At 34.9% G+C, this 14658-nt stretch carries 9 protein-coding genes and 1 pseudogene; 8 read left to right on the forward strand and 2 right to left on the reverse strand.

The features are described from left to right. Entirely contained in the window at window positions 1-318 is a 318-nt protein-coding gene (gene trxA / locus WBN21_RS03765) for a thioredoxin (protein WP_424197962.1), read from the reverse strand. A 230-nt stretch (window positions 319-548) separates the two neighbouring features. Then, on the reverse strand, window positions 549-4934 hold the full coding sequence (gene dnaE / locus WBN21_RS03770) for a DNA polymerase III subunit alpha (RefSeq protein WP_424197963.1): 4386 nt from the start codon (window positions 4932-4934) through the stop codon (window positions 549-551). Between the two features lie 180 nt (window positions 4935-5114). On the opposite strand from dnaE, the gene WBN21_RS03775 reads away from it, so the two are divergent. The 8 genes and pseudogenes from WBN21_RS03775 to WBN21_RS03810 form a co-directional block, all read left to right on the forward strand. Continuing rightward, window positions 5115-6179 carry a lactonase family protein gene (locus WBN21_RS03775; RefSeq protein WP_424197964.1) on the forward strand — a complete coding sequence of 355 codons (1065 nt, stop codon included), beginning with the start codon at window positions 5115-5117 and terminating at the stop codon, window positions 6177-6179. A gap of 132 nt (window positions 6180-6311) precedes the next feature. Beyond that, window positions 6312-6902 carry a 30S ribosomal protein S16 gene (locus tag WBN21_RS03780; protein ID WP_424197965.1) on the forward strand — a complete coding sequence of 197 codons (591 nt, stop codon included), beginning with the start codon at window positions 6312-6314 and terminating at the stop codon, window positions 6900-6902. A gap of 191 nt (window positions 6903-7093) precedes the next feature. Further along, the gene (rimM, locus tag WBN21_RS03785) at window positions 7094-7624 is read left to right on the forward strand and encodes a ribosome maturation factor RimM (RefSeq protein ID WP_424197966.1); all 531 of its coding nucleotides are present in this window, start codon (window positions 7094-7096) and stop codon (window positions 7622-7624) included. A gap of 59 nt (window positions 7625-7683) precedes the next feature. Then, the gene (locus tag WBN21_RS03790) at window positions 7684-8352 is read left to right on the forward strand and encodes a tRNA1(Val) (adenine(37)-N6)-methyltransferase (RefSeq protein ID WP_424197967.1); all 669 of its coding nucleotides are present in this window, start codon (window positions 7684-7686) and stop codon (window positions 8350-8352) included. Window positions 8353-8549: 197 nt separating this feature from the next. Then, window positions 8550-9728 carry an acyl-CoA dehydrogenase family protein gene (locus WBN21_RS03795; RefSeq protein ID WP_424197968.1) on the forward strand — a complete coding sequence of 393 codons (1179 nt, stop codon included), beginning with the start codon at window positions 8550-8552 and terminating at the stop codon, window positions 9726-9728. 158 nt (window positions 9729-9886) lie between these two features. Then, window positions 9887-13336, forward strand: a complete 3450-nt coding sequence (locus WBN21_RS03800; protein WP_424197969.1) for a hypothetical protein — start codon at window positions 9887-9889, stop codon at window positions 13334-13336. A gap of 109 nt (window positions 13337-13445) precedes the next feature. Further along, window positions 13446-14195, forward strand: a complete 750-nt coding sequence (locus tag WBN21_RS03805; RefSeq protein ID WP_424197970.1) for an SGNH/GDSL hydrolase family protein — start codon at window positions 13446-13448, stop codon at window positions 14193-14195. Window positions 14196-14231: 36 nt separating this feature from the next. Beyond that, window positions 14232-14658, forward strand: a pseudogene (locus tag WBN21_RS03810) (serine/threonine protein phosphatase); the annotation flags it as partial.

The following is a 14658-nucleotide window of genomic DNA, read 5'->3' on the forward strand; positions in this document are numbered from 1 at the left end:
CTATAAAAGTCCGTCAATAGCTTCTGTATAAGCATTTTTAGGTGCTACACCAACTTGACGACCAACTACCTCACCGTTTTGAAAAACCAAAACTGTTGGTATGTTACGCACACCATATTTAGCAGCAAATTCCTGGTTAGCATCAACATCAACCTTACCTACAACCGCTTTACCTTCATACTCCTCGCTAATTTGCTCAATGATTGGTCCAACCATTCTACAAGGTCCACACCAAGCAGCCCAAAAATCAACCAAAACTGGTTTATCACTCTTTAATACCGTTTCTTCAAACGTTGCATCTGTTATTTCTAATGCCATAATATTTATATTTAATATGTTCTTAATTCGTTTTAACAACACAAATTTAGTCAAAAAAAACTCGAAAACTTACAAAGCAACAATTTGTTTTGCCTATGATGTTATTAGCTAGCTTTATCTTAATTTTTTGGGCGCAACCACAAGGGTCGGGCTATCCGTTACAAGTCCTCGCACCTCCTTTTGTCGGGCTGTGGGCTTTCCACTACTATCCCTTGCGCGGGTGCAGAGCATTAATTCAACTTAAACTTAACATCCTGTGCTTCCAACTCATTTAAAAGTTCTTGACAAACCTTGACTTTTTGCCGTCTGCTAGACATGTTCAATTTTATCTTTTCCTTCATATCATAAACTAAAAAATTCAAAGCTTGATTTCCAGGATGCATGTGTAATAAGTCCTTTAGATCTGTTATTTTTTTCTCATCCAAATCTTTAATATCAACTTGAATGGATAATTTCTTAGCATAATTTTCCATCACATCATGCAATAATTGAAAACTATTAAATTGCAATCGCGGATCACTTTTCTTACCAGTATCTTTATTTACCCAACCTTCTCGAATAAACGCTTTTACAAACACAAAACTATTTTGAAGTAAAAAATGCCTAAACTTTAAATATTCTTCGCCAAAAATCCTGAACTCAAAACTATCCGTATAATCTTCAATTGTAAACATAGCCCAACCTTTACCTTGTTTACTTACACGATGTTGCACATCGGTAACTACACCACCAAACACCAATTCACGATTCACATAAGGCTCTAAAGTATTAAACATGCCAACGGTACCGTTACAAAAGGTTTTCATTTCGGTTTTAAAATCATCCAAAGGATGCCCAGAAATATAAACCCCAACAACCTCACGCTCTTTGCTAAGTTTCTCCATGGTTCCCCATTCTTCACATGGTGGCACTTCGGGTTCTGCAATTTGCACATCGCTCGCTTCACCAAACAAACTTACCTGTGCCGAATTTTCATTTTCTTGATGCTTTGCAGCGTATTTTATTGCTTTTTCTAAAAAAGTAATACCGTCGCCATCATCATGAAAAAATTGCGCACGATGCGTATCGCCCAAACCATCAAAACCACCAGCTAAAGCTAAATTTTCGAAGGCTTTTTTATTGGCTGCTCGTAAATCAATACGTTTTGCAAAATCGAAAATAGATTTATAATGACCATCTTTTTTTCGGTTTTCAACAATGGTCATAACCGCACCATGACCAACACCTTTTATAGCGCCCATACCAAAACGCACGGCATAATCTTTATTTACTGAAAACTTATAATAACTCTCGTTTACATCTGGCCCAAGCACGTCCAATTTCATACGTTTACATTCTTCCATAAAAAATGTCACCTGCTTAATGTCATTCATGTTATTCGACAGCACAGCCGCCATATATTCCGCAGGATAATGCGCTTTTAAATAGGCCGTTTGATAGGCAATCCAAGCATAACATGTGGAGTGCGATTTATTAAAGGCATAACTCGCAAAGGCTTCCCAATCTTTCCATACTTTTTCTAAAATTTTAGCGTCGTGTCCGTTGGCGCTTGCTTGCTCGATAAATTGCGGTTTCATTTTATCAAGAACCGCAATTTGCTTTTTCCCCATCGCCTTACGGAGTACATCGGCTTCACCTTTGGTAAATCCAGCAAGACTTTGAGATAGTAACATTACCTGCTCTTGGTAAACCGTAATACCGTAAGTTTCCTTTAAGTACTCTTCCATAGCTGGTAAATCGTACTCAATATCCTCATCGCCATGTTTTCTACGCACGAAACTTGGAATGTATTCCATGGGTCCCGGACGATACAAGGCATTCATGGCAATTAAATCTTCAAAAACAGTAGGTTTTAAATCTTTAAGATGTTTCTGCATCCCTGGCGATTCATATTGGAACACACCAACCGTTTCACCTTTCTGGAAAAGCTCATATGTTTTTTCATCATCAAGCGGAAAACTGTCAGGATCAAGCAAAATATTGTGCTTTGCTTTTACGATTTTAACGGTGTCTTTTATTAAAGTCAGCGTTTTTAAACCCAAGAAATCCATTTTAAGGAGTCCTGCATCTTCCACCACCGAGTTATCAAACTGAGTAACATACAAATCTGAATCTTTCGCTAAGGCTACGGGAACAAATTTGGTAATATCATCTGGTGTTATAATAACTCCACAGGCATGAATTCCTGTATTTCTCACCGAACCCTCAAGCGTTCTTGCAAGGTTTACAGTTTCAGCTTGTAAATCGGATCCATCGGCTATATTTAAAAGTTCGTTAACTTTTTCTAAATCTTCAGCTCTAAATTTCTTTCCTAATTCTTTTTCATCTAACCCAAAAATCTTTCCGAGTTTAGACATGGTTGGAATTAACTTGGCAATTCTATCGGCATCAAATAATGGCAAATCTAAAACACGAGCCGTATCTCGGATTGACGATTTTGCCGCCATGGTACCGTAAGTAATAATTTGTGCTACTTGATTGCTTCCGTATTTATCAATCACGTATTGCATGACACGACCACGACCTTCATCATCAAAATCAATATCAATATCGGGCATACTAATACGATCTGGATTTAGGAAACGCTCAAAAAGCAAATCGTACTTTAAAGGATCAATATTGGTAATCCATAAACAATATGCCGCCACAGAACCTGCAGCCGAACCACGTCCTGGACCAACAGACACATCCATTCTTCGTGCTTCGCGAATAAAATCTTCAACAATTAAAAAATACCCCGGATAACCTGTGTTCTCGATAACGCTTAATTCAAAATCGAGTCGTTCTACAACTTCTTCAGAAAGTTCTTCTCCGTAACGTTTTTTTGCTCCAACGTAAACTAAATGTTTCAGATAGGCATTTTCACCACGCTTTCCGCCATCAGCTTCGTCATCTTCATGTTTAAATTCCTCAGGAATATCAAACGCTGGCAATAACACATCGCGCGCTAATTGGTAGGCTTCAATTTTATCGACCACTTCTTGCACATTTGAAATCGCTTCAGGAATATCCTGAAACAATTTTTTCATGGCTTCGGGCGACTTAAAATAATACTCTTGATTTGGCAATCCGTAACGATACCCACGACCTCTTCCAATAGGTGTAGCTTGCTTTTCGCCATCTTTTACGCATAATAAAATATCATGTGCATTGGCATCTTCTTGCTTCCTGTAATAGGTGTTATTTGTTGCAATTAATTTTACATCATGTTTTTCAGCTAGACTAATCAAAGTCGGGTTTACGCGATTTTCATCTTCTTGATTATGGCGCATAAGCTCCATATATAAGTCATCTCCAAAAGCATCTTTCCACCAAAGCAAGGCTTCTTCAGCTTGGTTTTCACCTACATTCAACACTTTGCTTGGCACTTCACCATAAAGATTTCCTGTCAATACAATAATATCTTCTTTGTATTGCAAAATCAATTTTTTGTCAATTCTTGGCAAATAGTAAAACCCATCCACAAAGGCATGCGATGATAGTTTTGCTAAATTATGATACCCATTTTTATTTTTAGCTAACAATACAATTTGGTAACCGTTATCTTTTCTGGATTTATCGGTATGGTCTTCACAAACAAAAAACTCACAACCTATAATAGGTTTTATTGGTTTAGCGTTTGTCGTTTCTCCTTTTTCTTCTGCTTCAGCAATTTTAGTTTCTACGCCTTTATTGTGCCTATTTGCTGCATTCACAAAGTGAAAAGCGCCCATCATATTGGCGTGGTCCGTTAAAGCCACGGCTTGCATATTATATTCGCCAGCTGCAGCCACAATATCAGCAACACCCATGGTAGATTGTAATACCGAAAACTGTGAATGATTATGCAGGTGCACAAATTCAACTTCCGCCAGCTCTGAAGCATTTTGTTTTATCTCTTCAACAGAAACACTCGATTCAGCTTTCTGTAACCGTGCTTGAATTTTTGCACTTTCCTTTTTAAGATTGATGTGTTTTAAGCCAATAAGCTTAATAGTATCGGGATTTTCTTTATTGAAATTCTTAAAATAATCAGGCTGAACATCTAGTTCTTCTTTGGTGAATTCACCTAATCGAATTAACTCAAAAAAACAACGTGTTGTAGCTTCAACATCAGCCGTTGCATTATGCGCTTCCGAAAATGGCACATTAAATAAATGCTCGTGTAATTCAGTTAGTGTTGGGAGTTTGAATTTTCCATATCGTCCGCCTGGAATCTGACATAAATTTGCCGTATGTTCGGTACAAGTATCTAATACCGGAAGTTCTTGCAGAGGGTTTTCAACATCTTCACGAACAAATTCGGCACCCATAATGTTCAAATCGAACTTGACGTTTTGCCCAACAACAAACTTCGTTTTACTTAATGCAATATTGAATTTTTCTAAAACTTCATCTAACGGAATGCCTTGCTCTTGCGCTAATTCGGTTGAAATTCCATGAATTTTTTCAGCATCATAAGGAATATTAAAACCTTCGGGTTGCACCAAATAATCTTCGCTTTCAATACAATTACCCATCTCGTCATGTAATTGCCATGCGATTTGAATACACCTTGGCCAGTTATCAGTATCGGTTATGGGTGCATCCCAGCGTTTTGGTAATCCGGTAGTTTCAGTATCGAAAATTAAGTACATATTTGGAGCTTATCTGTTGATTTGGTGAGTTGCTTATATTTATATGAGCCTATAAAAATACATAGAATTTCTACTTTTTTAAAGTTGAGTTATGAAGAGTTGTAAACAAAAAAGAGAGAACACTTTTTAAAAGTAAATCGCAAAATTTATTTTACATTTATACATTATAAATTACTTTTTATGAAATTTCGATTATTCATTTTAATTCCTATCCTTTTTCTTTTTAATTGCGGCGACCAAAACGGTACCTTGTACGTTGGAACATACACAGATGGCGATAGCGAAGGGATTTACAAATTTGATTTTAATACCGAAACAGGAGAACTTTCAAATAAACAACTAGCCATTGCAACCAACAACCCTTCCTTCTTGGCTTCTTCTCCGAATAAAGAATATGTATATGCCGTTGATGAAGGAGAAACAAGTGCTATATCCGCTTTTAAAATGAAAGATGATGGCACCTTAGAATTAATAAACTCGAGAAGTAGCCATGGTGAAAACCCTTGTCATGTTTCGATTAACAAATCGGGCAACAAAGCTGTTGTTTCAAACTATACTGGTGGCAATTTTTCCATTTATTCAATTAAAAAAAATGGTAGTTTGAATGAAGCTTCTCAAACTATTAATCATAATGAAGCAGATGAAAAACCAGCAAAAGCGCATTCTGCCCAGTTTTATCAAGATGATTTATTTGTTTCAGATTTGGGAAGAAATAGAGTTTATCAATATAAACTGGCGGAAAATAAGTATCACCTTGAATCAGAATCTATAATAAATATTGAAGGCAATCCGGGACCAAGACACTTTTCTATTACTGAAAATGGCAAATTCATATATATAATTAATGAGTATGGAGGCTCGATAACCTCAGTTAAAAAAACAGATCTTGGTTTTGAACAAATTGATTTTGATTCTACAATTGATGAAACATACGAAGGAATAAATAAATGTGCTGACATTCATTTATCGAATGATGAACGCTTTTTATATGGTTCCAACCGTGGAGAAAATACCATTGCAGTTTTTAAAAGAAACACCGTTACTGGAATGATTGAAAAAATTCAGAATATGTCTGTCCATGGAGATTGGCCTAGAAATTTCACAATAGACCCAACGGGTAAATTTATGTTAGTAGCCAATCAAAGAAGTCATAATATTTCTGTTTTTAGAATTCATCTTTTATCAGGAAAATTAAAGTTTCTATACGATATAAAAGCGCCTTCTCCTGTTTGCTTATTGTTTTAATTTTTAATTGATTGATAATCAATTAAAAATTAAACTAATTTTGAAACAAAAAAGTTACTGTAATTCAAAAAATAAAGTATCTTTGCGCCCTTATTAATAACCGAGGTCGAGAACCTCAAATAATTAATTATTATGCCAGTAAAAATTAGATTACAAAGACACGGTAAAAAAGGGAAACCTTTTTATTGGATCGTTGCAGCTGATGCACGTTCAAAAAGAGATGGTAAATACTTAGAGAAATTAGGTGTTTACAATCCAAACACAAATCCAGCAACTGTTGAATTAAACGTTGATGGTGCTGTAACATGGTTACAGAATGGTGCACAACCAACTGATACTGCAAAGACATTATTGTCTTACAAAGGTGCCATGCTAAAAAATCACTTAGCTGGTGGTGTTAGAAAAGGCGCTTTAACTGAAGAGCAAGCAGAAGCAAAATTTACTGCTTGGTTAGAAGAAAAAGAAGCTAAAATTCAAGCAAAAGCTGACGGTTTAACAAAAGATGAAGCTAAAGCGAAAGCCGATGCTTTAGCTGCTGAAAAAGCTGTTAACGAAGCAAGAATTGCTGCTGCAGTTGTTGTTGAAGAAGCCGTTGCTGAAGAAGCTCCTGCTACTGAAACTGAAGCTTCAACTGAAGAAGCTACTGAAACTGTAGAAGATGTTGTTGAGGAAACAACTGAAGCTGTAGCTGAAGAAGCTCCTGAAGCAAAAGAAGAAGAATAAAAATTATTTTTTTATACTTTTAAACTCCGATAGAAATATCGGAGTTTTTTATTTAAACAAACTTCTATTAAGTTTGTTTAAATAATTCTCATGAAAATGGAATCTCATTAAATTCAGAATCATACTTGAAAAGATTCCTGCCCCTGCCTGCCGACAGGCAGGTTTGCGGGAATGACAAAAATAACTTTGCAATGAAAAAAGAAGATTGTTTTTACTTAGGTAAAATTGTAAAAAAATACAGTTTTAAAGGCGAGGTTTTAGCCAAACTAGACACCGATCAGCCAGAAATATATGAAAACTTAGATGCTATTTTTCTAGAACTAAGAAATAACCTTGTGCCTTTTTTTATTGAAACATCTCAACTACATAAATCTGAATTGCTTCGTATAAAATTTGAAGATGTTGATACAGAAGCTGATGCTGATGCTATTATGAAAAGCGGCTTATATCTACCACTAGATTTACTACCAAAACTTGAGGGCAACAAGTTCTATTTTCATGAGGTTATAGGTTTTACTATTACAGATAAAAACTTTGGAGATGTTGGTATTTTAAAAGCTATAAATGATTCAACTGCACAATCACTTTTTGAAATAGATCGTGATGGTATTGAAATATTAATCCCAATGAACGATGAGTTTATTGTAAAGGTAGATAGAGGTAACAAAACCATTATTGTTGAAACTCCTGAAGGATTAATTGATTTATATTTAGAAGAATAGCTGTGTCTGCAAAACCCTTTAAATTCAAAGAATTCACAATAAACCAAGATCAATGCGCCATGAAAATTGGAACGGATGGCGTTTTATTAGGCGCTTGGACTTCCATTGAAAAACAGCCGTTTTCAATATTAGATATTGGAGCCGGTACTGGTGTTTTATCTTTAATGCTTGCACAACGCAGTCATGCCGAACTTATTGATGCTATCGAAATTGATGATAGTGCCTTCGAACAATGTGTCAATAATTTTGAGCAATCATATTGGGGAGACAGATTATTTTGTTACCATGCACCATTAAAAGATTTTGTAGAAGAACTTGAAGGTGAAGAAGATAAATATGATTTAATTATTTGTAATCCGCCGTTTTATTCTGAGGATTATAAAACCGATAATTCACAACGCGATTTAGCCCGTTTTCAAGATGCCATGCCTTTTGAGCATTTATTAGAAAGTGTCTCGAAATTACTATCAGATGAAGGTTCTTTTTCGGTGGTTATTCCTTTTAAAGAAGAATCTATATTTATTAGTTTAGCTTCAAAATATAATTTATTTCCCAATAGAAAATTACACGTTAAAGGCAACCCAACTTCAGAAATAAAACGAAGTTTAATAGACTTCTCTTTCCTTGAAGGTGTTATTAAAAATGACATTTTGGTTATTGAAACGGAAAGACATCAATACACTCCGGATTATATAAACTTGACCAAAGATTTTTATTTAAACATGTAAGGGTTAAATTCCATATTCAAAAAACTATAATCCAAAGCCCAAACTTTGAATCCAGAATAGAATTTAAAAACAACTTTCTTTTTTTCTTTATTTCTACCGGTTATCAGTATTTTAAATTATAAACTATTCTTATTATAACCCTTATTTTATTCAATATTTTCAATAAATTTGTGATATCATTGAATAATATTTAAATTATGAAGCCAGATTTATTTGAAGCGCCCGATTATTACAACTTGGATGAGTTATTAACCGATGAGCATAAATTAGTTAGAAATGCTGCTCGCGAATGGGTAAAACGTGATATCTCTCCTATAATTGAAGAATATGCTCAAAAGGCAGAATTCCCAAAACAAATTATTGGTGGCTTAGCAGAAATTGGTGCTTTTGGACCATATATACCAATGGAATATGGTGGCGCCGGATTAGATCAAATTAGCTATGGCTTAATCATGCAAGAAATAGAACGTGGTGATTCAGGAGTGCGTTCAACAGCATCAGTACAATCATCATTAGTTATGTATCCTATTTGGAAATATGGTAATGAAGCGCAACGTAAAAAATACTTACCTAAATTAGCTAGCGGAGAATGGATTGGTTCTTTTGGATTAACGGAACCAGATCACGGAAGTAATCCAAGTGGTATGACCACTAATTTTAAAGATATGGGAGATCATTATCTTTTAAATGGTGCAAAAATGTGGATTTCTAACGCTCCTTTTTGTCAAATTGCTGTTGTTTGGGCTAAAGATGAAAGCGGACGTATTCACGGGCTAATTGTTGAACGTGGTATGGAAGGATTCTCCACACCCGAAACACATAACAAATGGTCGCTTCGTGCTTCGGCAACTGGTGAACTTATTTTTGATAATGTAAAAGTGCCAAAAGAAAACTTATTACCTAATAAATCTGGATTAGGCGCGCCGCTTGGCTGCTTAGATTCAGCAAGATTCGGAATTGCTTGGGGTGCTATTGGTGCTGCTATGGATTGTTACGACACCGCTTTACGCTATAGCAAGGAACGGATGCAATTTGGAAAACCTATTGGCCAGTTTCAACTGCAACAAAAGAAGCTTGCCGAAATGATAACTGAAATTACCAAAGCACAACTTTTAGCTTGGAGATTAGGCGTTATGCGAGAAAATGGAACTGCAACATCTGCTCAAATATCTATGGCAAAACGTAATAATGTAGATATGGCCATAAAGATTGCACGTGACGCCCGACAAATGCTTGGAGGCATGGGTATTACTGGAGAATATTCTATAATGAGGCATTCCATGAACCTTGAAAGCGTTATTACTTATGAAGGCACACATGATATTCATTTATTAATTACTGGTTTGGATATTACTGGCCTTAATGCCTTTAAATAAAACTTTTTTATTATATATTTATATCTTACAAATCACTACATCGTTTTAGTGAAAATATAACGATAATATGACTTTTGACAGGTTTTTTAATTAATCCTGTGTCTATTTTTGTATCAAACAATCGTTAGGTAAACGAGCAAAACACAAGTTAGGAAAACATGGAAGAATCTAGAAAAGACACCATCCAATTTATCAATTTACAATTAGCAGCAATTGGACAACCCATTTTTAAGGACAAAGTAGGTAGCAAGGAAACATTTTGCGATCCTGAATTTGAAAAAACTACGCGGCCATTAATAATGAGTCTAAGAGAAAAGTCAAGGCTTTTGGCAAATCATCTCTGTCCAGCAGACTCAAGAATCCAAAGTTTTATAGATCAATATTTAAAAGATGTATCGATTGACAAATCTTTTAAAATTCATAATAACACCTTAATATTATCTAAAAAAGGACAAGCAAGAGAGGCTAGTTTGCCACCAGATGGGAGTTCATTTGAAAGTGATTTAGTTAATTCTAAACGATTAAAACAAGGTATTTTAAACAACCCTTTACACGATAAAAGAACAACAAAAGGCACTTTCCATATTGTTGAAGGCTCGTTGCCTGTGCCATTGGATAAATTCGAAGTTCCAAAAGTGGTATTGGCTCACTTTTTACATGCAGCCTTCAAACCGTCTGATGAATTAAATACACTACCGTTCACTTCAAATCAAGAAGAGAAAGCCAAAACCATGGTTTCCATGCTTCTTAGACCTACTGTGTGTCCTGAAGTAAAAGGTGTTTTAACAAAAAAATCATTAGAAGTGCGCTTCTTTGCACCTGGGACATTGGTCAGTAATTTAGATTTTGTTGAAAGCATTTTTGGTAATGCCGGTAATCCTAATTTAGCACATAATGATGCTGCTTTAGATCCTGAACATTGGACAGGTCATACAGGATGTATCATTCTTGCTCCACAATTATTAACCCTTAAAAAGAAAGATGTTGGTTTACCGCATTTTGATAAGGCTACGGATCGTCAGAAAAAAGATGGCATGTGCTGGAAAGATGCGAATGAGCTATATAACGATGGTGGCGCTTTTAAACTTACATGTAGAGACGAAAGTGGTGTTGTAGTTACGTTAATTGCTGACAACTACTATGGCTATTCTAAAAAGGAAATAAAAACTCAAATCAGTTATTCCGCAAACCTTTTTGGTTTAGTTGAAGAAGAACATGCCGGAGGCGCTATAGCTTATGCGAGACGTGTTATGGGCGATACTGTAAATTGTAATGACTACAATGAATATTACGGACTAGATCATACTTTTGAAAGCGTAAAAACCTTATTAGGTGACCGGATTGAAGTAAAACCCGAAAATTACGCGGTGGATAAAAATTATCCTAATATCGTTTATATTCCTGAATCATCTTTTTTCAACACAAATACTAACAGTATAACTTGGAACTACAAAGGCAATGAACAAAAATTAAAGTTATCGCCTTTTAAAACCTACATGCATCCATCAGGAAATAAGCTAAGGTTAGAAAAACATCAATCCATCAATTTATGGCGTATTATAGAAACGTATCCGGAGGGTGTATTTTGCCATAAACCTTGTACTGTTTCTGGCGGTGGAAAGTCGGAAATTTCTAAATCTATGCAAAATGCTATTACCTATAGCAGATTCAACATTCATAACATAGAAGAAGATTTTAAGAAAGCCGATGAAATTATTGAATTTAATTATTCAACCAGATGGAAGGATAAAGATACTAAGAGACCAATCTCAAGATCTTTCTTGAGTGAAAAAAGAACATTAGGATCTGTTGTTAAACTATTAACCCCTTCAGATGAAAACTCAGATGAGTTTAATGCTTGGTTAGAAAAAATTCCTGTGCATGTGCGCTCGTTAGTATTATTTGTAAAACGATTATTCAGACAAGCTCATGGTGCTAACCTTAACTGGAAAGACTTGATGTCTGTTGAAATTATTAACGGTGTTAAAGGCACATCTTTGATATACAATAACACCCCTGTAGTTGGTAGTTATGTTAGAATAGGATTTAATCAAGAAGGCAACTGGATGCTAAATAAGTTACGTTCAGATTTTTCTGCTTGTGAAAAAATTCAAACTGAAGATGATATTACTGCATCAATAACACTTCCTAGAAATAGTTTTAAAGATTTAAATGCAGAATACACGAATCAAAGTGTGAAAGTTTTAACAAACTGTGAAGCGCATTTATTTCAAAGACCAGATGAAGCTATTGTAAGAGGTTACGATAAAGGAGCGGAATTAGATATTATTTCTGATGGAAGATTTTTGACTAACTACGAAAAGTTAACCAAAAAAGATGCTATTGAAATTTACGAAGACACCATTAATTTTGACAAATACACACAACCTGTTCAAGATTTTATAAAAGAAATAATAGATTCAAATGATGACGATGTACAGTTTGTATTGCCTTCTCACCCTAGAATTGTAGATGGCGAGCCAACTAAAAACCCGCGTTATTTAGAACCAAATATTGTTTATAACGAAACAGAAGCCACATATATTTCTGATATGGGTGTGCGTTTGAAAAGAAGAGTCAAAATCGACGACCCTGTAATTCATGTTGTAAATGCCGTATTACCAGGTAGAAGAAATAATCCTGCAGATCGCGCAGCTGGTATTAGACCATTAGCGGTTTACAGCCCGATTCATTATCAAGAAACACCAGAATTGTTCATGGACTTTATTTGTAGTCTTACAGGTAAATCACCATCAACTACTGGTGCAGGTTCAGAAGGTGCTTTAACTAAGGCGCCGTTTAATATGTTGACGCCAACAACCGATTTAAATAATGCGTTGTTATCACATATTTTAACAGAATCAAACGGATTTAGTACAGCAGCAGGCTATGTTGGTGCAGAAAATAAAATAGACCACGATGTTAGTTTATTAATCCCAGAGATTTGGGCAAGAATGGCTCCAGAAGATAGAGATCCTAACAATTTAATTGCAAACGGGTCTTTAGAAAAATTGGAAGATTTTGAGCATAATGGTAAAAAAGTATTAGCTAGCCGTTTAGGATATAGAATTACGAAAACATTCTCTTTACTATGTTTAAACAGACTGTTTGATGAACCTACAGCTGTTTTCAATGAGCGTATGCTAAAACCAGAATTACAAAATTTAGAAGATTATGTAGATGGTATTGCCAACATTGTTGAAGCGCAGCAAAAAGTAGCGCTAAACTATTTTGAAGATGGAAGTATTGATGCCGCTATTCCGCCATTAAAAATTCTATTGAATATTATGGCTTACGGGAATTATGAAGGCAAAGCTATTAGCGATCCTGAATTGCGAAAATATTTTGACAGAAACTATGTTGTAAATGCCGATTGGTACAAAGCAAGATTAGCATTAAAACAACAAAAGGATATTAAATATTATGGCTCTCAAATTGATTATTTGGAGGAATTCATAAACAATCCGCACAATGATATTTTAGTGGACGATTTACAAATTCAATCACGTTTAGATGCTACTAAAGAATTATTCAAACATGTTAAAGAACCAGAATATTTAAACCGTTTAGTTGGTACCATTGGTGTAGATCCATTGTACAAAAAATAGATTTTAAATACATTCTAAGAGGTCGTTTAAAAAGTAATTTTTAGACGACCTCTTTATTTTTTATAAAACCGAAAAATAAAATTTTCCGTATATTTAGGTAAAAAGCTAAATGATTAAGAATCTTTATTTTATACTCGCCATAGTACCATTTTGCTTTGGCTGTAGCGGTGAACCTATAAATTCTCAAGACCAGAATAACACAAAAGTCTTTATTCCTGTAGAAAATGAGGAGGAAGAAAACTATTTACTACCAGATACCCTAAAATTATTAAGTTTAGGAGATAGTTATACCATTGGGCAAAGTGTGTGTGAAACTTGCAGATTCCCAGAGCAATTAAAGAACAGATTAAAAACCCAACTAGCATCTACCTCTAGTTTTGAATTAAAAATAATTGCGCAAACAGGTTGGACTACTACCAATTTAATTAACGCCATTGAAAATGAAAATACCAGCAACGATTATAATTTGGTAACCCTTTTAATAGGCGTTAACAATCAATACCAAGGCAAACCACTCTCCATTTATTATGGCGAGTTTCCGCAACTTGTTAATACGGCCATTAAAAAAGCGAATGGAAATAAAAATCATGTTATTGTTATTTCTATTCCAGATTACGCTTATACACCTTTTGGTAGAAGTCGCACTAGCATTTCACAAGACATAGATATTTACAACAATTTTGCAAGAGATTATTGCGAACAAAACAATATTAGCTATGTTTACATTACTGACATTACAAGACAAGGTATAATAAATCCAGACCTTGTGGCTTCTGATGGTTTACATCCTTCAGAATTGGCGTATTCTAAATTTGTTGACAAACTATTGCCCGTTTCCCTTGACAAACTGAAAAATTAATTCAGAATATAAAAAAAATCGTTTTACATTTACTCTATGTTTTCATCCAAGAAAAGATTAGATAATGCTTACAAAACTGCTAAAGTCATTGAATTTGATGATGCTAGTAAGTTTATTCTTTTTAGCGATTGCCACAGAGGCGATAATAGTTTTGCCGACGATTTTGCCAATAACCGAAACATTTATTTTCATGCCTTAAAGCATTATTATGCTGAAGGATTTCAGTATTGTGAAATTGGCGATGGCGATGAGCTCTGGGAAAACCTATCATTTGAATCGATTTTAGATGCTCATAAAAATGTGTTTATGCTTATGAAATTGTTTCATAAGGACAATCGTTTACACATGATTTGGGGAAACCATGATATGGTTTACAGAAATCCAGATTATGTAAAGAAGCATTTATCAACTTATTTTGACCCCAAGGTTGGTGAAGATGTGGAACTTTTTGGTGATATAAAAT

This window comes from Algibacter sp. (genome assembly GCF_049667265.1).
GTDB lineage: Bacteria > Bacteroidota > Bacteroidia > Flavobacteriales > Flavobacteriaceae > Algibacter_B.